The 17622-nt window shown below is 72.3% G+C and carries 15 protein-coding genes; 8 read left to right on the forward strand and 7 right to left on the reverse strand.

Annotation, left to right across the window (positions count from 1 at the left end; all coding sequences use genetic code 11):
* Positions 1-112 precede the first annotated feature (112 nt).
* The gene (gene trhA, locus ABTY20_RS21580; RefSeq protein WP_351998632.1) at positions 113-826 is read right to left on the reverse strand and encodes a PAQR family membrane homeostasis protein TrhA; all 714 of its coding nucleotides are present in this window, start codon (positions 824-826) and stop codon (positions 113-115) included.
* 327 nt (positions 827-1153) lie between these two features.
* On the opposite strand from trhA, the gene ABTY20_RS21585 reads away from it, so the two are divergent.
* A complete protein-coding gene (locus tag ABTY20_RS21585; RefSeq protein ID WP_351998633.1) occupies positions 1154-2974 on the forward strand; it encodes a phosphoenolpyruvate carboxykinase (GTP) in 1821 nt (606 codons plus the stop codon).
* A 486-nt stretch (positions 2975-3460) separates the two neighbouring features.
* Here ABTY20_RS21585 and ABTY20_RS21590 read toward each other — a convergent pair whose 3' ends face one another.
* From ABTY20_RS21590 to ABTY20_RS21600, 3 genes are all read right to left on the reverse strand, one after another.
* Complete coding sequence (locus ABTY20_RS21590) at positions 3461-3994, reverse strand: hypothetical protein (protein ID WP_351998634.1); 534 nt, start codon at positions 3992-3994, stop codon at positions 3461-3463.
* Between the two features lie 161 nt (positions 3995-4155).
* Positions 4156-4581 (reverse strand): SCO4983 family protein, encoded by a 426-nt coding sequence (locus ABTY20_RS21595; RefSeq protein WP_351998635.1) that lies wholly within the window; start codon positions 4579-4581, stop codon positions 4156-4158.
* A gap of 115 nt (positions 4582-4696) precedes the next feature.
* The gene (locus ABTY20_RS21600; protein ID WP_351998636.1) at positions 4697-5908 is read right to left on the reverse strand and encodes a pyridoxal phosphate-dependent aminotransferase; all 1212 of its coding nucleotides are present in this window, start codon (positions 5906-5908) and stop codon (positions 4697-4699) included.
* 300 nt (positions 5909-6208) lie between these two features.
* Between ABTY20_RS21600 and ABTY20_RS21605 the strand changes: the two genes are divergently transcribed.
* Positions 6209-7141 (forward strand): S1 family peptidase, encoded by a 933-nt coding sequence (locus tag ABTY20_RS21605; protein ID WP_351998637.1) that lies wholly within the window; start codon positions 6209-6211, stop codon positions 7139-7141.
* A 25-nt stretch (positions 7142-7166) separates the two neighbouring features.
* Here ABTY20_RS21605 and ABTY20_RS21610 read toward each other — a convergent pair whose 3' ends face one another.
* The gene (locus ABTY20_RS21610) at positions 7167-8777 is read right to left on the reverse strand and encodes an N-acyl-D-amino-acid deacylase family protein (RefSeq protein WP_351998638.1); all 1611 of its coding nucleotides are present in this window, start codon (positions 8775-8777) and stop codon (positions 7167-7169) included.
* An 11-nt stretch (positions 8778-8788) separates the two neighbouring features.
* Positions 8789-10054: an amino acid deaminase gene (locus tag ABTY20_RS21615; RefSeq protein WP_351998639.1), complete on the reverse strand. Its 1266-nt coding sequence runs from the start codon at positions 10052-10054 to the stop codon at positions 8789-8791.
* 136 nt (positions 10055-10190) lie between these two features.
* Here ABTY20_RS21615 and ABTY20_RS21620 point away from each other — a divergent pair, with 136 nt between their 5' ends.
* The 5 genes from ABTY20_RS21620 (at position 10191) to ABTY20_RS21640 (ending at position 14714) form a co-directional block, all read left to right on the forward strand.
* Positions 10191-11267, forward strand: coding sequence for a sugar kinase (locus tag ABTY20_RS21620; RefSeq protein WP_351998640.1), 1077 nt, complete (start codon positions 10191-10193; stop codon positions 11265-11267).
* Positions 11264-12022: an IclR family transcriptional regulator gene (locus tag ABTY20_RS21625; RefSeq protein WP_351998641.1), complete on the forward strand. Its 759-nt coding sequence runs from the start codon at positions 11264-11266 to the stop codon at positions 12020-12022. The genes ABTY20_RS21620 and ABTY20_RS21625 overlap by 4 nt, the downstream gene beginning before the upstream one ends.
* A gap of 13 nt (positions 12023-12035) precedes the next feature.
* Positions 12036-12446: a RidA family protein gene (locus ABTY20_RS21630; RefSeq protein ID WP_351998642.1), complete on the forward strand. Its 411-nt coding sequence runs from the start codon at positions 12036-12038 to the stop codon at positions 12444-12446.
* Positions 12447-12569: 123 nt separating this feature from the next.
* A complete protein-coding gene (locus ABTY20_RS21635) occupies positions 12570-14057 on the forward strand; it encodes a GntP family permease (protein WP_351998643.1) in 1488 nt (495 codons plus the stop codon).
* 84 nt (positions 14058-14141) lie between these two features.
* A complete protein-coding gene (locus tag ABTY20_RS21640) occupies positions 14142-14714 on the forward strand; it encodes a hypothetical protein (protein ID WP_351998644.1) in 573 nt (190 codons plus the stop codon).
* Between the two features lie 9 nt (positions 14715-14723).
* Here ABTY20_RS21640 and ABTY20_RS21645 read toward each other — a convergent pair whose 3' ends face one another.
* On the reverse strand, positions 14724-16064 hold the full coding sequence (locus ABTY20_RS21645) for a M14 family metallopeptidase (RefSeq protein WP_351998645.1): 1341 nt from the start codon (positions 16062-16064) through the stop codon (positions 14724-14726).
* 184 nt (positions 16065-16248) lie between these two features.
* Here ABTY20_RS21645 and ABTY20_RS21650 point away from each other — a divergent pair, with 184 nt between their 5' ends.
* Positions 16249-17577: an Nramp family divalent metal transporter gene (locus ABTY20_RS21650; RefSeq protein WP_351998646.1), complete on the forward strand. Its 1329-nt coding sequence runs from the start codon at positions 16249-16251 to the stop codon at positions 17575-17577.
* Positions 17578-17622: the final 45 nt, after the last annotated feature.

Consider the following 17622-nt stretch of genomic DNA (forward strand, 5'->3'; position numbering starts at 1 on the left):
CCGGATTCTCCAGCAACCCTCAAACCCCACCCCCAAAACACCGGGGGGGGGCGCCGGGGGGCCGCCCCCGCCCCGCGGGGCCGGCCCCGTCCGGAGGGGCCCGGGGGAGTCGCTACCCGTGCTGGTACGCCACCAGCGAGATGCCGATGTAGTGGGCGATGAAGGCGGCCAGGGTGAGGGAGTGGAAGACCTCGTGGAAGCCGAACCAGCGCGGTGACGGGTTGGGCTTCTTGAGGCCGTAGATCACTCCGCCCACGCTGTAGAGCAGCCCGCCGACGACCACCAGGACGAGCACGGTGACGCCGCCCGTGCGCATGAAGTCCGGCAGGAAGAAGACGGCCGCCCAGCCCATCGCGATGTAGCAGGGCGTGTAGAGCCAGCGGGGGGCGCCGACCCAGAACACCCGGAAGACGATCCCGGCGGCCGCGGCGGCCCAGATGCCCCACAGCAGCCACCGCCCCTTGGAGTCCGGCAGCAGCAGGATGGTCAGCGGGGTGTAGGTGCCCGCGATGATCAGGAAGATGTTGGCGTGGTCGAGGCGGCGCAGCACCCCGTCCATGCGGGGGCTCCAGTCGCCGCGGTGGTACAGCGCGCTCACGCCGAACAGCAGGCAGGCGGTCAGGGCGTAGACCCCGCAGGCCAGACGGCCCCGGGTGGAGTCGGCGAAGGCGGTCAGCGCCAGTCCGGCGACCAGGGCGGCGGGGAACATGCCCAGGTGCAGCCAGCCGCGGAGCTTGGGCTTGACCGGATGCGGGAGGGAAGTCGCCACCGGACCGCGGCCGTCGGCCGGCGGGTCCGTGGGCGCGTCGGGGGCGAACGCAGTCATGTCTCGCATGGTACCTACGGAGCCGTAAGTTATGCCCCGCGGTGACCGGTTGGCTCCGTCGGGCGGCCATCATCTCACGCCGCTCCGCCGGAGCGTCACGCAAAGAAATCGTCAGATGTACCCAACGTACGCGTAAAGAGCCACGAAAAACCGTGGTCATCGTCACGTTGCTCACCTGTGCGGCCCTCTGGACAGATGGGCGCTCTCGTCGGATGATCAAATGAGTGCGGTCGACACCGGATGAGCGCGCAGCGCACCACCGTGAAGCATCCGGGTCGCAGCCCCCACGGGGCCTCCAAACAAAAAATCCCTCATCTAGGAGCAAACGTGGCGCGCGACATCGCGGAACCCGGCGTCCCCACCACCCACCAGGGACTGATCTCCTGGGTCGACGAGATCGCAGACCTGACGCAGCCGGACAACGTGGTCTGGTGCGACGGCTCAGAGGCCGAGTACGAGCGCCTGTGCGAGGAGCTCGTCGCCAAGGGCACCTTCCGGAAACTCGATCCGATCAAGCGCCCGAACTCCTACTACGCGGCCTCCGACCCCACCGACGTCGCCCGCGTCGAGGACCGGACCTTCATCTGCTCCGAGAAGGAGGAGGACGCGGGCCCGACCAACCACTGGAAGGCCCCCGCCGAGATGCGGGAGATCTTCCGGGGCGAGCAGGGCGTCTTCCGCGGCTCGATGCGGGGCCGCACCATGTACGTCGTGCCCTTCTGCATGGGCCCCCTCGGCTCGCCGCTGTCCGCCCTCGGCGTCGAGATCACCGACTCGGCGTACGTCGCCGTCTCCATGCGCACCATGACCCGGATGGGCCGGCCGGTCCTGGACGAGCTCGGCTCCGACGGCTTCTTCGTCAAGGCCGTGCACTCGGTCGGCGCCCCGCTGGAGCCCGGCCAGGAGGACGTCCCCTGGCCCTGCAACAGCACCAAGTACATCTCGCACTTCCCCGAGGACCGCGAGATCTGGTCCTACGGCTCCGGCTACGGCGGCAACGCCCTGCTCGGCAAGAAGTGCTACGCGCTGCGCATCGCCTCCGTGATGGCCCGCGACGAGGGCTGGCTGGCCGAGCACATGCTCATCCTCAAGCTGACCCCGCCGCAGGGCGAGTCCAAGTACGTCGCCGCCGCCTTCCCGTCCGCCTGCGGCAAGACCAACCTCGCCATGCTGGAGCCCACGATCCCCGGCTGGACGGTCGAGACGATCGGCGACGACATCGCCTGGATGCGCTTCGGCGAGGACGGCCGCCTGTACGCCATCAACCCCGAGGCCGGCTTCTTCGGCGTCGCCCCCGGCACCGGTGAGCACACCAACGCCAACGCCATGAAGACCCTGTGGGGCAACTCCGTCTTCACCAACGTCGCCCTCACCGACGACGGCGACGTCTGGTGGGAGGGCATGACCGAGGAGCCCCCGGCCCACCTCACCGACTGGAAGGGCAACGACTGGACCCCCCAGTCCGGTACGCCCGCCGCGCACCCCAACGCCCGCTTCACCACCCCCGCCGCGCAGTGCCCGATCATCGCGCCGGAGTGGGAGGACCCCAAGGGCGTGCCGATCTCCGCGATCCTCTTCGGCGGGCGCCGCGCCAGCGCCGTACCGCTGGTGACGGAGTCCTTCGACTGGAACCACGGCGTCTTCCTCGGCGCCAACGTGGCCAGTGAGAAGACCGCCGCCGCCGAGGGCAGGGTCGGCGAGCTGCGCCGCGACCCGTTCGCCATGCTGCCGTTCTGCGGCTACAACATGGGCGACTACATGGCGCACTGGATCGACGTGGCCAAGGACAAGGACCAGTCCAAGCTGCCGAGGATCTACTACGTCAACTGGTTCCGCAAGAACGACGAGGGCGCGTTCGTCTGGCCGGGCTTCGGCGAGAACTCCCGCGTCCTGAAGTGGATCGTGGAGCGCCTGGACGGCCGCGCGGAGGGCGTCGAGACCCCCATCGGCGTCCTCCCGGCCAAGACCGCCCTGGACACCGAGGGGCTGGACCTCTCCGAGGCCGACCTGGACTTCCTGCTCACCGTCGACAAGGACGTGTGGCGCGAGGAGGCCGCCCTGGTCCCCGACCACCTGGGCACCTTCGGCGACCACACGCCCAAGGAACTGTGGGACCAGTACCACGCGCTGGTGGAGCGCCTGGGCTGACGCCCGCACAGACCCCGCGGCCGGTCGGTATGAGGATGCCCTGACCAGCGATCGTCACGACACGACCGGCCGCGGAACACACCGGCGGGCCCCCGCACAACGGCGTGCGGGGCACCGGGTCCGTCACCGCCCCCCGTCCGCCCCGACGGGTACGGCGGCGACCGGCCCGCACCCGCCCTCTTCGGCACGGCCCGCCCCGCGGGCTCACGAACGTGCCGATGGGGTGCTGAGCGCTCCGGACGGCGGACCACGCCGGCCGGAGCGCTCAGCCCTTCAGCGGCACCGGGTCCGTGCCCGGCGCCGGTTCGGGCAGGCGGCGCCAGGGTCCGGGGGCCGCTCCTCCAGCAGGAGCGGGGCTGCCACGAAGGGGCCGCTCCGACGGCCGCGGTCGACGCCGGGGGGATCGGCCCGGGCATCGAGCCGTGCGGCGACGACGGCGGGCCGGTCGCCGGCGCGAGGACCGGGACCGCCGGGCGCGACCGGCCGTCAGCAGTGGATGCGCAGACGGACGACCATGGTTTCGGGTGCCAGGTCGTCCAGGTAGGCGTTGGCGAGGTCCGGGAGGCCCGTCCCGGACCGGGGGTCCACCGTGACACGGACCCATGCTCCGTCCAGGGTGAGCAGGTGGTCCGTGGGGACCGCCCACTCGGGCCGCCTGTGCCGGTACGGGGTCGGCCCGGCGCGACGGGGGGCGGGGTGTGCGGCCGACCGCGCCGCCCGGGTGCGCATGCCCTGGAAGTCGAGCAGGCCGCGCGGGCCTCCGTCGCACTGCTCCCGTGTCCAGTGACGGGGTCTCCCGGAGGCGTCCCGCGGCGCCCGGACGAGACGGGGGTCGGCCCCACGGCCGGGGAGCACGTCGAACTCCTCGCCCGGCCGGCCGAGCCACCACTGGTCCCATTCGCCTTGGTAGGGCTCGTGGTCACCGTTCATGTCGAAGGGGGCCATGGCGGTCTCGATCGCGGCCCGCAGGTCCCGGTGGGCGTCCGGCGGCAGGCAGACCGTGACCATCTCGTTCGCCATGGGACCCTGTCCTCCGCTCGGTGGTACGGCACGCCGGCGGCCGGGGCGCCGCGCCGGGTGGGCGCCGGGCCCCACCGGGGGCGACGGCTGATGGCGCCCGGTCCGCGCGTCGCTGCGGGTGCACGCGGACCGGGGCCGTTCGGGGGAGCCCCCGCGGGGGCTCAGTGGGAGGACGCGAGGGGGCGCGGCTCCAGGGCCGCGGTGTGCGCGTCCATCCGCTCGGCGGCGAGGATCGCCACCGCCGTGTCGGCGCGGGAGGCGGCGACGACCAGGGCGCGGCCGGCGAGCGCGTGCGCCCGCCGGTGCAGGGCCGCCGCGTTCGGCTCGCGGCCCCTCGTGGTCGCCGACGCGCGGGCCGGCGTACGTCCTCCCCGCAGGCGGGCGACCTCTCCGGCGAGCCGCTCGGCCGCGGTGTCCAGATCGGCCGAGGGCGCCGCCACGCGCAGCTCGTCGGTGACGGCGAGCAGTGCGGCGAGGTGCCCCGCGAGCTGGATGTCCAGCTCTTCCTCGCGGGAGCGGTGGGGGAAGTCGTGGGGGGTGCCGGCCATCGTGCTGTGGACCGACTTGGCACGGATCGGTTCGTACATGGATGGCCTCCTGTGGTGCAACAGGAAACCATCCTAGCTTAGATCCAGTCTAAAGTTGAGTCGCTCATAAGAGGGCCGCCCGCGAGGGGGCCTCAGGGCCGCCCGCGAGGGGGCCTCAGGGCTGGCCGTAGCCGTCCAGGAAGCGGGCGATCCGCCCCACCGCGTCCCGCAGGTCGGTGACCGACGGCAGGGTCACCACCCGGAAGTGGTCCGGCTCCGGCCAGTTGAAGCCGGTGCCCTGGACGACCATGATCTTCTCGCGGCGCAGCAGGTCCAGGACCATCCGCCGGTCGTCCTTGATCTTGAAGACGTCGGGGTCGAGGCGGGGGAACAGGTACAGCGCCCCCTTCGGCTTCACGCAGCTCACGCCGGGGATCTGGGTCAGCAGCTCGTACGCCGTGTCCCGCTGCTCGCGCAGCCGCCCGCCCGGCAGCACCAGGTCGTTGATCGTCTGGCGTCCGCTGAGCGCCGCGACCACACCGTGCTGGCCCGGCATGTTCGCGCACAGCCGCATGTTCGCCAGGATCGTCAGGCCCTCGATGTAGGAGTCGGCGTGCGCGCGCGGGCCCGAGATCGACATCCAGCCCACCCGGTAGCCGGCCACCCGGTACGCCTTCGACATGCCGTTGAAGGTGAGGGTGAGCAGGTCGGGGGCGACCGAGGCGGTCGGGACGTGCTTCGCGTCGTCGTAGAGGATCTTGTCGTAGATCTCGTCCGAGCAGACCAGCAGGTTGTGGCGGCGGGCGATGTCGGTGAGCCCCTTGACCACCGCCTCGTCGTAGACGGCGCCGGTCGGGTTGTTCGGGTTGATGACGACGATCGCCTTGGTGCGGTCGGTGACCTTGCGCTCCACGTCGGCGAGGTCCGGCATCCAGTCCGACTGCTCGTCGCAGCGGTAGTGCACCGCCGTGCCGCCGGAGAGCGAGACGGCCGCCGTCCACAGGGGGTAGTCGGGCGCGGGGACGAGCACCTCGTCGCCGTCGTCCAGCAGGGCCTGCATCGCCATCACGATCAGCTCGGAGACGCCGTTGCCGATGTAGACGTGCTCGACGTCGGTCTCGATGCCGAGCGTCTGGTTGTGCATGACGACCGCCCGGCGCGCGGCCAGCAGGCCCTTCGCGTCGCCGTAGCCGTGCGCCGTCGACACGTTGCGGAGGATGTCCTCCAGGATCTCGGGCGGGCACTCGAAGCCGAACGCCGCCGGGTTGCCGGTGTTCAGCTTGAGGATGCGGTGTCCGGCCGCTTCCAGCCGCATCGCCTCCTCGAGCACCGGGCCCCGGATCTCGTAACAGACGTTGGCGAGCTTGGTCGACTGGATCACCTGCATGCTGGGAGCATACGGCCCGGTATGGCCCTCCGGGCCGTGCTTTCCGCCACGTGGGACGCGTCGTTTCGGGTGGTTGTGTCCGCGGTGGACGTGTCTCCATCACCCTCCCACCGGCCCTCCCGCCGTGCCCCCCGCTTTCTCCCCGGGTCCGGGCGACCCCGGGAGCCGCCGCGCCGCGCCCGGTCGCCGGTCGGGAACGGAGCCTTGCCCCCTCGCCGTCCACGTGCTGACAATGCGCATGACAAAACTGTGGGCGGCCGGAGGTCCTCCGGCCGCCCGACGCCGCAAGAGGGGACCCCCATGAGAAAACCTCTCGTCGTCGCGCTCTGCGCCCTGGCCCTCGCCGGGGCGGGCGCGGCTCCCGCGGTCGCTTCCGCGCCTTCCCCCACGGGCGCGGACACGGCCACGGACGCGGCCCCGACCACGCTGACGGATGTCGTCAACGGCGTGGCCGGGACCGCGGCGGACGCCCTGTCCGGGCTCACCGCCCCCCGGGAGGGCGCGGCGAACTTCGCCGGCGCCGTCTCGCTCAGCAACTGCTCCGGCTCCGTCGTCCGCATGCCCGGCTCGGCGGCCGACGACCCGGCGCTCGTACTCACCAACGGCCACTGCCTGGAGAGCGGCTTCCCCGCGCCCGGCCAGGTCCTCGTCGACCGGGCGTCCAGCCGCACCTTCGGACTGCTGAACTCCTCCGGCTCCAAGGTCGCCACCCTGCGCGCCGACCGGCTGGTGTACGCGACCATGACCGACACGGACGCCGCGATCTACCGGCTGGGCACGACGTACGCGCGGATCAGGAGCGCGTACGGCATCGACCCGCTGACCCTGAGCGCCACCCGCCCGGCGGCCGGCGCGTCCATCAGCGTGGTGTCCGGGTACTGGAAGCGGATCTACACCTGCTCCGTCGACGGGTTCGTCCACCGCCTGAAGGAGGGGAACTGGACCTGGAAGGACTCGGTCCGCTACACCTCCGCCTGCGACACCATCGGCGGCACCTCCGGCTCACCGGTCGTCGACGGCGCCACCGGCCAGGTGGTCGCCGTCAACAACACCGGCAACGAGGACGGTGAGCGCTGCACGGTCAACAACCCGTGCGAGGTCGACGAGAACGGCGCGGTCACGGTCCGCCGGGGCGTCAACTACGCCCAGCAGACCCATCTGTTCCCCGCCTGCTTCGGCGTGGACAACAAGCTCGACCTGAGCGCGAGCGGCTGCGCCGTCCCCAAGCCGTAGGGACGGACGGGGGAGGGGCGGGCGGTCAGCGGGGAGTCCTGCGGACCGCCCGCCCCGCGAGCACGTCCGTGCGCCGCCCGTCCTCGATCACGAACCGCCCGTCGACCAGCACGTGCGGGATGCCGGTCGGCAGCGTCCGCGGCTCGGCGAAGGTCGACCCCGCGGCCACCGTCCTCGGATCGAAGAGCACCAGGTCCGCCCTGTACCCCTCGCGGACCAGCCCCCGGTCCGGCAGCCGCAGCCGCGCCGCCGGACGCGCGGTCAGGTGCGCGACGCACTCCTCCAGCGACAGCACCCCCAGCTCCCGCACGTAGTGCCCGAGGTAGTGCGGGAACGTCCCGTACGCGCGCGGGTGCGGCTTGGCGCCCCGCAGGATGCCGTCCGAGCCGCCGGTGTGCGCCCGGTGCCGCATGATCGTCCGGACGTTCTCCTCGTGGCCCACGTGCTGGAGGATCGTCGGGGCGAGCCTGTCCTTCAGCAGCAGCTCCCGCGCGACCGTCCAGGGCGACGCGCCGCGCGCCCGCGCCGACTCCAGGACCGTGCGGCCCACGTACTCGCCCAGCGCGGGATCCCCGACGCCCGAGATCTCGATGGTCCCCCACTCCACGGGCACCCCGTGGCAGCCGTCCGAGCCGGTGACCTCCAGATGGTGCCGGATCCGCTCGGCGGTCCCCTCGTCCGCGAGCCGCCGCAGGGTCTCCTCGGGCCCGCCCTCGCTCGCCCAGCCGGGCAGCAGCGCCACGAGGGTGGTGCAGCCCGGGGTGTAGGGATAGGTGTCGAGCGTGATGTCGGCCCCGGCGTCGAGCGCGTCGTCGAGGAGGGACAGCAGCTCGGGCGCGCGGCCCTTGTTCACGCCGAAGTTCATGGTGGCGTGGGCGAGGTGCAGCGGGCAGCCCGCCTCCCGGGCCAGCGCCACCATCTCCTCGTACGCCTCCAGCGCGCCGGCGCCGTAGGAGCGGTGGTGCGGGCAGTAGTAGCCGCCGTACGACGCCACCACCCGGCACAGCTCGGTGAGTTCGGCGTCCTCGGCGTACATGCCGGGCGTGTACGTCAGCCCCGACGACATGCCGACCGCGCCCTGCTCCATGCCCTCGGCGACCAACCGCCGCATCCGGTCCAGCTCGCCGGGCGTCGCCCCGCGGTCCTCCCAGCCGACGACGAGCGCGCGGACCGTGCCCTGCGGGACCAGGTACGCGGCGTTGACCGCGATGCCCCGGTCCAGCCGGTCCAGGTACTCGCCCACCGACCGCCAGTCGAAGTCGACGTCGTCCCCGGCGCCGTTCCACCCGGCGATCGCCCGGCGCACCTCGCCGAGCGTCCGGTCGTCGACCGGCGCGTACGACAGCCCGTCCTGGCCGAGGACTTCGAGGGTGACGCCCTGGGCGGCCTTGGCGCTGTGGTCGGGGTCGCGCAGCAGCGCCAGGTCGCTGTGGGCGTGCATGTCGATGAAACCGGGCGCCAGCACCAGCCCCTCGGCGTCCAGTTCGCGGCGGGCCTTCGGACGCTGACAGCCCGCGTACGCCGCCTCCTTCACGATGGAGACGATCCGGCCGCCGTCCACCACCACGTCCGCGCGGTAGGAGTGGTCGCCGGATCCGTCGACGACGTCCGCGTCCCTGATGACGAGCTCTTCCATGCGCCGGCCTCCTAGAAGAACGTGCGGACGTAGTCGACCACCGTGCCGTCCGCCTCCGCCACGGGGATGAGCGCCCACTTGTCGAAGGACGTGCACGGGTGGGACAGCCCGAGCCCCACCCAGTCTCCCACCTCCAGATCGGCCTCCCCGGTGGTGCGCAGCCACGCGTGCTGGTCGGACAGCCCGGTCACCGAGATCCCGGTGGCCGGACGCTCGGCCCCGTCCCGGCGCACCACCCGGGCGAACGGCAGGTCGAGGTCGTGGGCGGCGTCCCGCTTGCCCGCGTTGGTGAACGCCTGCTCGGCGGAGGGGCGGGACACCACCTGCGTCCACAGCCGGAACGCCGGTTCCAGCGCGCCCTCCTCCGGGACCCGGTTGAAGGGGGTCAGCCTGCGGTAGTGGCCGTCGTCGTGCGAGACGTACGCCCCGGAGCGCAGCAGCTTCAGGACGGGGGAGGAGAGCCCGGGGATCCCGGCGAAGACGTCCGCCACCGCGTCGAACCAGGCGCTGCCGCCCGCGCTCACCACGATCTCGTCCAGCCCCTCGAACCGCCCCGCCCCGTCGAAGTCCACGGCGAGCGACACCAGCCTCCGCAGCCAGGCCCGCACCCGCTCCGGGTCCGCCCGCGGCACCTCGCCCTCGTACCCGGCGACCCCGACCAGCCGCAGCCCGCGCGCCCCCGCGACGGCGTCGGCGACCGCGGCGCACCCGGCCTCCGTGCGCACACCGGTGCGGGCCCCCTCGCCGGCGGCGAGCTCGACGACGACGTCCACGGGGCGCGAGGCCCCGCCCAGCGCCGCGTCCATCAGCTCGACCCCGCGCACGGAGTCGACGTAGCAGACGAACCGGAAGCCGGGGTCGGCGTCCAGCTCGGCCGCGATCCAGCGCAGGGCCGCCGCGTCGACCAGCTCGTTGGCGAGGAAGACCCGCTGCACACCGAAGGCCCGTGCCACCCGCACCTGGTGCGGCACGGCCAGCGTGATGCCCCACGCCCCGTGCGCGATCTGGCGGTGGAAGAGCTGCGGGGCCATGGACGTCTTGCCGTGCGGGGCGAAGGCGAGCCCGTGCCGGGCGGCGTACGTCTCCATCAGCTTCAGGTTGTGCTCCAGGCGCTCCGCGGAGAGCGCGAGCACGGGGGTGGTGAAGCCGTCGGTGAAGAGGTTGCGGCGCTGGGCGGCCAGCTCGCCGACGGTCAGCCCCGCGGCGTCCGGCGGGAGGCCCTTGAAGCGGTGGTCGACCCGTTCCTCGGCGAGGTGGGTGAGAGCGTCGAGGGCCATCAAAGCCTCCCTGGTCAGCCGCGTTGCACATATTGCAACACGCGTTGCGTATATCGCTTACCGCTGTCTAACATCTCGGCCACGCGGGGTCAACGGACACCGCCCCGCCCCGCAGCCGACGAGGAGCCCCGTCATCGTGACCGCCACCGGCCCCCGCAACGCCCCCGACGTCGTGGACGTCGTCGCGCTCGGCGAGTCCATGGTGACGTTCCTGCCCTCCCGGCCGGGCCGCCTCGCCGACGTCCCCTCCTTCGACCGGGGCATCGGCGGTGCGGAGTCCAACGTGGCGTGCGTGCTCGCGGCCGCCGGGCACACCACCCGGTGGGTCAGCGCCGTCGGCGCCGACGGCTTCGGCGACCACCTCGTCGAGACGATCGGCGGACACGGGGTGGACGTGGCACACGTCCGCCGCGACCCGGCCCGCCCGACCGGCGTCTACTTCCGCACGGCCGGCGACCGCGCCACGGACGCCCACGAGGTCGCCTACTACCGGGCGGGCTCGGCGGCCTCCGCGATGACCCCGGCCGACGTGGACCTGGACGCCGTACGCGCCGGACGCGTCCTGCACCTGTCCGGCATCACGGCCGCGCTCTCCTCCGGCTGCCTGGACCTGCTGCGGGAACTGACCGCCCCCCGCCCCGGCCGCCCCCTGGTCTCCTTCGACGTCAACCACCGCCCGTCCCTGTGGCGCGGCCCCCACGGCCCGGAGGTCCTGCTGGAGCTGGCGCGCGGGGCGGACGTCGTCTTCGTCGGGGACGACGAGGCGCGCGAGGCGTGGGGGCTGCACGGTGCCCGTGCCGTCCGGCAGGCGCTGCCCGAACCGGAGATCGTGGTCGTCAAGCAGGGCAGGGGCGGAGCGGTCGCCTTCGACAAGGACACCCGCGGCCTCCCGTGCGGGGACGCGGACGGCACCGCGACCTTCGTGCGCGCCCTGAACGTCGACGTCGTCGCCGCCGTCGGCGCCGGCGACGCCTTCGCCGCCGGCTTCCTCTCGGCGACCCTCCGGGGCCTGCCCGTGCGCGACCGCCTCCGGCACGGCCACCTGACGGCGGCAGCCGTCCTCACCGCCCCCGGCGACCTCGCCGCGCCCCCGGCCCGCGCCCACGCCGACCGCCTCGCCGCCCTCGACGACACCGCGTGGGGGAGACTGCGACTCGGCCCCGGCTGGACCCGAGCCGACGAAGAGGCCGACGAGGAGGCACGCACCCCATGAGCCAGACCGTAGACCGCGCCCTGAGCATCCTCCCGCTGCTCGCGGAGGGCCCCGCCGACCTCGGCCGGGTCGCCGACCGCCTGGGCGTGCACAAGTCCACCGCGCTGCGCCTCCTGCGCACCCTCCACGAGCACGGCCTGGTCTACCGCCAGTCCGACCAGCGCTACCGCCTCGGCGCCCGCCTCTTCGCCCTCGCCCAGGAGGCGATGGAGAACCTCGACGTCCGCGAGATCGCCCACGCCCACCTGGTACGCCTCAACGAGCAGTGCGGACACACCGTCCACCTCGCCGTGCACGAGGAGAACGAGGTCCTCTACATCGACAAGGTGGAGAGCCGCTACCCGGTGCGCATGTACTCACGGATCGGCAAGCCCGTCGCCGTCACCGTCGCGGCCGTGGCCAAACTCCTCCTCGCCGACCTGCCCGAACACGAGCGCCGCGCCCTCGCGGAGAAGCTCGACTACCCCATGTACACGCCCCGTTCGACACCCCACGCCGCCGCGTTCCTCCAGGAACTGGCCACGGTGCGCGAACAGGGCTGGGCCACCGACCTCGGCGGCCACGAGGAGTCCATCAACTGCGTCGCCGCGCCGATCCGCGGCGCCGACGGCCGGGTGGTCGCCGCGATGTCGGTCTCCGCGCCGAACGTCGTCGTCACCGCCGACGAACTCCTCACCCTGCTCCCGCTGGTGCGCCGCACGGCGGACGCGATCAGCGGCGAGTACTCCGGCCGGACCCCGGCAGAACCCCAGTGAAGGAAACACCCGCATGACCGAGAAAGTCGCGCTGACCCCCGCCACCCACACCACCCCGCCCGCGAAGTTCTCCCACGGCGTCCGCAAGGGCAACATCCTCCAGGTCGCCGGCCAGGTCGGGTTCCTGCCCGCCGAGGAGGGCAGGGCCCCCACGCCCGCCGGTCCGACCCTGCGCGAGCAGACCCTCCAGACCCTCGCCAACGTCAAGGCGATCCTCGAGGAGGGCGGCGCGGGCTGGGACGACGTGATGATGATCCGCGTCTACCTCACCGACGTGGACCACTTCGCGGAGATGAACGAGATCTACAACGCCTACTTCGAGGAGCAGGGCCTCACCCAGCCGCCCGCCGCCCGCACGACCGTCTACGTCGGTCTCCCCGCCGGCCTCCTCATCGAGATCGACGCGCTCGCCGTCCTCGGCTGACCCGCGCCTCCCCCCCACCCGCACGCCGTACGTCGTCACGGCACGGCGTCCCGCACCCCCGGGACGCCGTGCCGCGGTCCCCCCTGCCCGAAAGCCCCATGCCCTTACCCAGAGGACCCCCGCATGTTCCGTCCGTCCCTCCCGCTCGCCGCCCCCGCAGCCGCGGAGGCGCCCCCGCACACCGGAGGACTGCTCCTCCTCCTCGACGGCACGGCGGGCCTGCTGACCGTCGCCGCCCTCGGCATCGCGCTCCTCCTCTTCCTGATCATCAAGGTCCGGCTCCAGCCCTTCGTCGCGCTGCTCGCCGTCTCCATAGCCGTCGGCCTGATGGCGGGCCTGTCGGTCACCGAACTCTTCGGCACGGTCCAGCGCTCGGACGCGGTGTCCACCCTCGAGTCCGGGATGGGCGGCATCCTCGGCCATGTCGCGATCATCATCGGCCTGGGCACCATGCTCGGCGCGATCCTGGAGGTCAGCGGCGGCGCGGAGGTGCTGGCGGGCCGGCTGCTCGGCCTGTTCGGCGAGAAGCGGGCGCCCCTCGCGATGGGCCTCACCGGTCTGATCTTCGGCATCCCGGTCTTCTTCGACGTCGGCATCTTCGTCCTCGCGCCGATCGTGTACGCCGCCGCCAAACGCTCCGGCAGGTCGATCCTCCTCTACTGCCTCCCCCTCCTCGCCGGCCTGTCCGTCACCCACGCCTTCCTGCCCCCGCACCCGGGCCCGGTGGCCGCCGCCGGACTGCTCCACGTGGACCTGGGCTGGGTCATCCTGATGGGCGTCGTCTGCGGTCTGCCGGCCGTCGCCGCCGCCTGGGCCTACTCCGCCTGGATCGGCAGGCGGATCTTCGTCCCCGTGCCGCAGGACATGGTCGAGGCCGCCCAGGAGGCCAGGGACGCCGTCGTCGCCGAGCAGCGCGCCGGCGGGATCGAGCCGAGGGAGGCGCCGGTGCCGCTCGGCACGGTCCTCGGCATCATCGGTACGCCGCTCCTGCTGATCCTCGCGGCGACCTTCTCCTCGATCGCGCTGGACCCCTCCACCCTCCGCTCGGTCGTCGAGTTCTTCGGCCACCCCTTCGTGGCCCTCACCCTCGCCCTGTTCCTGGCGTACTACCTGCTGGGCATCCGGCGCGGCTGGTCCCGCACGTCCCTGGAGACCGTCTCCACGTCCTCCCTCAAGCCGGTCGGCAACATCCTGCTGGTGGTCGGCGCGGGCGGTGTCTTCGGCGCCGTCCTCAAGGCCAGCGGCGTCGCCCAGGCGCTGTCCGACACCTTCAACGGCGTCGGCCTCCCGGTGATCGTCCTGTCCTACCTGATCTCCGTGGTGCTGCGGGTCGCACAGGGCTCGGCGACCGTGGCGATCGTGACGACGGCGGGCATCGTGGCCCCGCTGCTCGCGGAGGGCGACCACTCGCAGGCGTTCGTCGCGCTGGTCATCATGGCCGTCTCGGCGGGCTCGATCTTCGCCTCGCACGTCAACGACGGAGGCTTCTGGATGGTCGCCAAGTACTTCGGCATCAGCGAGCGGGACACGCTCAAGTCGTGGACGGTGCTGGAGAGCGTGCTGTCCGTGGCCGGTTTCGCGGTCGCCGCCGCGCTCAGCCTCGTCGTGTGAGCCGTGGCGCCCGTGTAGGCGTCCGATAACGAAGTTGGGGGCTGACTGTGTCCGGCACAGGTTTATCGACCATACTCCTGCGGTGTGGAGCAGCGCATAGGTTCGAGCAGCCAGCCCCTGGAAGGCGCCGGATTCGACCCGGCATTCGTCCCCGGGCTCACCTCGCCCGCGTCCGGCCGGGAGGAGGACGCGAAGCCGGAGCCGGAGGACGCGGTCCCGGAGGAGGACGCCGCCCCGGAGCCGGAAGCCGAGGCCGGGGCGGAGCCCGCCCCCGAGGCCGACGAGGTTCCCGACGGCCCGGTCTTCGAGGCGTCCGACCGCCGCGCCCGGATCGTCGCCGACCACAGCGGCGTACGCCTGCGCCTGGACGACCAGGAGTGCGAGTTCCGGTGGGACGAGATCGGCGCGGTGGAGACGGAGACCGCCCGCTTCGGCAAGCGCTGGACGGTCACCGTCCACACCCCCGACCGCCGTTGGTACCCCCTGGAGGTCGAAGCCCCGTCCAGGAGCCGGTTCGCCGAGTGGGACACCGCGCTGGACGCGGTCCTGGACGAGTACTTCGAGGAGGGCGCCGACGGCTCCGCGGAGGCGTCCGGGGAGGACGCGGAGCGGACCGGGGCCGCGACGGAGGACACCGGGGACGACGCCGGGAAGTGAGGGGACGCGCTAACCGCAGTACTGCGCCGCCTTGCCGATGGAGCGGTACATGCAGTCCGCGTTCTCCAGGAGCTGCAGGACGGCGTCCCGGTTGCGGGACGTCTCCCGCTCGATGACCTCGTCGGGCGGGTAGAAGCCGCCCCCGGAGCCGGACCGCGGGTACATCTCGAAGGTGTAGCCGAAGATCCTGTGCGCGCCCCACAGGTAGTCGTCGATCGACCCGTCCGTGATGTACAGGTCGCTGGACTGCTGGGGCGTGTAGCCGTTGCTGGCCGCCATCTTCTGGCCGACCGCCTTGAACGCGGCCTGGTCGTCGGCCGTCATGCCGGTCGTGGTGTCGGAGTAGGTGTAGCCGAACGGCCACAGCACCAGCTCGCTGTAGGTGTGGAAGTCGACGCCGGCCTTGATCTGCTGCACCCCGCCGACGACCCGGCTGCGCACGAAGTCCGCCACGACCTTCACCTCGGTCGCGGACTCCGGGGCGGAACCCCGGTACGTCTCGGAGGACTTGGAGCTCGACGAGCCGCCGCAGCAGCCCCAGCGGTAGTCCCAGTTGCGGTTCAGGTCGGTGCCGACGTACGAAGAACCGGAGTTCGGCTGGCGGTTCTTGCGCCAGGAGCGGTAGGAGCCGGAGGCGATGTCGTACTCGCCGCCGTCCGGGTTGAGGTCGGGGACGATCCAGATCTCCCGGCCGTTGACCATGCTGGTGATCCGGGAGTCGCTGCCGTATCCCGCGCCGAGCTCGCGCAGCAGGTACAGGGCCATCTCCACGGTGAGGTGCTCGCGGGCGTGCTGGTGGTGGGTGAAGAGGACCTCGGGCTCGCTCTCGTCGGCCGCCACGTTGTCGCTGACCTTGACGGCGACGATGTCCCGGCCCTGGTAGGACCTGCCGATCACCCGCTTGCTCATGATGTTCGGGTACGCCGCCAGCCGCTGGTCGATCTCCGCGTTCATCTCGGCGTAGTTGTGGTAGCGGGAGTCGGCCGAGGGGAAGTCGAACAGCCGCAGCCCGTCGGCGGCGGAGGAACGGTCGGGAGCGGATCCCAGGGGGGTGACCTCGTACCCCTGCCGCCGCAGTGTCCGGATCTGGTCCGCCCGTCCGGAGACCACCACGGTCTCCTCGTCGGCCTCGTCCACGGTGACGCCGGAGCGCTGGATCGCCGTACGGGTCACGGGAGTCGTGTGCTGGTGGATCTCGTACTGGCGCACGTCCCCGGCCGAGGGCGCGGGGCGGTCGGCGCCGTCCGCGCCGGCCGGGGCCGCCGTCAGTGACAGCGGTGCCGCGAGGGCGAGGGCGAGGAGGGGGGCGAGCGCGGCGGAGCGCCGTCTGCCGCGGATGCGGAGTCGCATGAAGTCTCCTTGTGGGAGGTGGGGTTGTTCATGGCGACGTACGTGGTGCGGTGCCGACATCGTCATGGAATGGCATGACCCGGTCAAGGTAGGGGTTCCGGCCCGTCGCCCGACCGGGCGCATCGCGTGGAGGTCCCCGCACGCCCTCTTGTCCGACCGGCGGTCATCGGCTTTCTTGACCCCCATGGCGGACACCACGGGCAACACCCAAGACGTCGGCGCACCACGCGGTTCCGGGGCCGGTCCGGCTCCCCGCAGGTCGGGTTGGCGCCACATCGGTCCCGGCATCGTCGTCGCCGCGACCGGTGTCGGCGCCGGCGACCTCGTCGCCACCCTCATCGCGGGCGGCAACTTCGGCTACACCCTGCTGTGGGCCGCGATCGTCGGCTGCCTGGTGAAGATCTCCCTCGCGGAGGCCTGCGGCCGGTGGCACCTGTCCACCGGGCGCACCCTCTTCGACGGCTGGGCGAGCCTCGGCCGCTGGACCACCTGGTTCTTCGCGGTCTACGCCGTGGTCTGGGGCTTCGTCTACGGCGCGGCGGCGATGTCGTCCAGCGCCCTGCCGCTGCAGGCCCTCTTCCCGGACGTGATGGGCCTCGAGTGGTGGGGCATCGCCTGCGGCCTGGTCGGCCTGACCTTCGTCTGGTTCAACAAGTACAGCGTCTTCGAGAAGGTCATGACGGTCCTGGTGGGCGTCATGTTCGTCGTCACCGTCTACCTGGCGGTCCGCGTGACCCCGAACCTCGGCGACGCCTTCGCCGGTCTCCTCCCGGTCCTCCCGGACGAGGAGGACTCGGTGCTCAACACCCTCGGGCTGATCGGCGGCGTGGGCGGCACCATCACGCTGGCGGCGTACGGCTACTGGGTCAACGCCAAGGGCTGGACGGACACCGGCTGGATGAGGGTCATGCGGCTGGACAACCGGGTCGCCTACGCCACCACCGGCGTCTTCGTCATCGCGATGCTGTTCGTCGGCGCCGAGCTGCTGCACTCGGCGAACATCGCGATCGCGAGCGGCGACAAGGGACTGATCCAGCTCGGTGACGTCCTGGAGCGGGAGTACGGCACGGCCACCGGCACGCTCTTCCTGATCGGCTTCTTCGCCACCTCCTTCACCTCCCTGATCGGTGTCTGGCACGGCGTGAGCCTGATGTTCGCCGACTTCCTGGCCCGGCAACGCGGCGAGCGCGAGGCGCGGGGCGACGAGCTGGCCTCCGGGCGCCGCGAACGCTCCTGGGCCTTCCGCGCCTATCTGCTCTGGCTCACCTTCCCGCCCATGATCCTGCTCTTCCAGGACGAGCCCTTCCGCCTGATCATCGTCTACGGCGTCCTGGGCGCCGCCTTCATGCCCTTCCTCGCCCTCACCCTGATGTGGCTCCTCAACTCGAGCCGCACTCCCCGGGAATGGCGCAACGGCCCGCTCAGCAACGCCATGCTCGCCGTCGCCGGCCTGCTGTTCCTGGTGCTGTGCGTCAAGCAGGCCTGGGACCAGCCCTGGTCGGAGTTCTTCTGACGCCGCACGCCCCCGCCCCCGCCCACGATCACGTGGGCGGGGGCG

The organism is Streptomyces sp. NPDC126497, from assembly GCF_040302425.1.
Lineage (GTDB): Bacteria > Actinomycetota > Actinomycetes > Streptomycetales > Streptomycetaceae > Streptomyces.

Coding starts and splice junctions, on each gene's coding strand:
- trhA (WP_351998632.1), bottom strand. CDS start 826: ATGACTGCGTTCGCCCCCGACGCGCCCACGGACCCGCCGGCCGACGGC.
- ABTY20_RS21590 (WP_351998634.1), bottom strand. CDS start 3,994: ATGGCGAACGAGATGGTCACGGTCTGCCTGCCGCCGGACGCCCACCGG.
- ABTY20_RS21595 (WP_351998635.1), bottom strand. CDS start 4,581: ATGTACGAACCGATCCGTGCCAAGTCGGTCCACAGCACGATGGCCGGC.
- ABTY20_RS21600 (WP_351998636.1), bottom strand. CDS start 5,908: ATGCAGGTGATCCAGTCGACCAAGCTCGCCAACGTCTGTTACGAGATC.
- ABTY20_RS21605 (WP_351998637.1), top strand. CDS start 6,209: ATGAGAAAACCTCTCGTCGTCGCGCTCTGCGCCCTGGCCCTCGCCGGG.
- ABTY20_RS21610 (WP_351998638.1), bottom strand. CDS start 8,777: ATGGAAGAGCTCGTCATCAGGGACGCGGACGTCGTCGACGGATCCGGC.
- ABTY20_RS21615 (WP_351998639.1), bottom strand. CDS start 10,054: ATGGCCCTCGACGCTCTCACCCACCTCGCCGAGGAACGGGTCGACCAC.
- ABTY20_RS21625 (WP_351998641.1), top strand. CDS start 11,264: ATGAGCCAGACCGTAGACCGCGCCCTGAGCATCCTCCCGCTGCTCGCG.
- ABTY20_RS21630 (WP_351998642.1), top strand. CDS start 12,036: ATGACCGAGAAAGTCGCGCTGACCCCCGCCACCCACACCACCCCGCCC.
- ABTY20_RS21635 (WP_351998643.1), top strand. CDS start 12,570: ATGTTCCGTCCGTCCCTCCCGCTCGCCGCCCCCGCAGCCGCGGAGGCG.
- ABTY20_RS21645 (WP_351998645.1), bottom strand. CDS start 16,064: ATGCGACTCCGCATCCGCGGCAGACGGCGCTCCGCCGCGCTCGCCCCC.
- ABTY20_RS21650 (WP_351998646.1), top strand. CDS start 16,249: ATGGCGGACACCACGGGCAACACCCAAGACGTCGGCGCACCACGCGGT.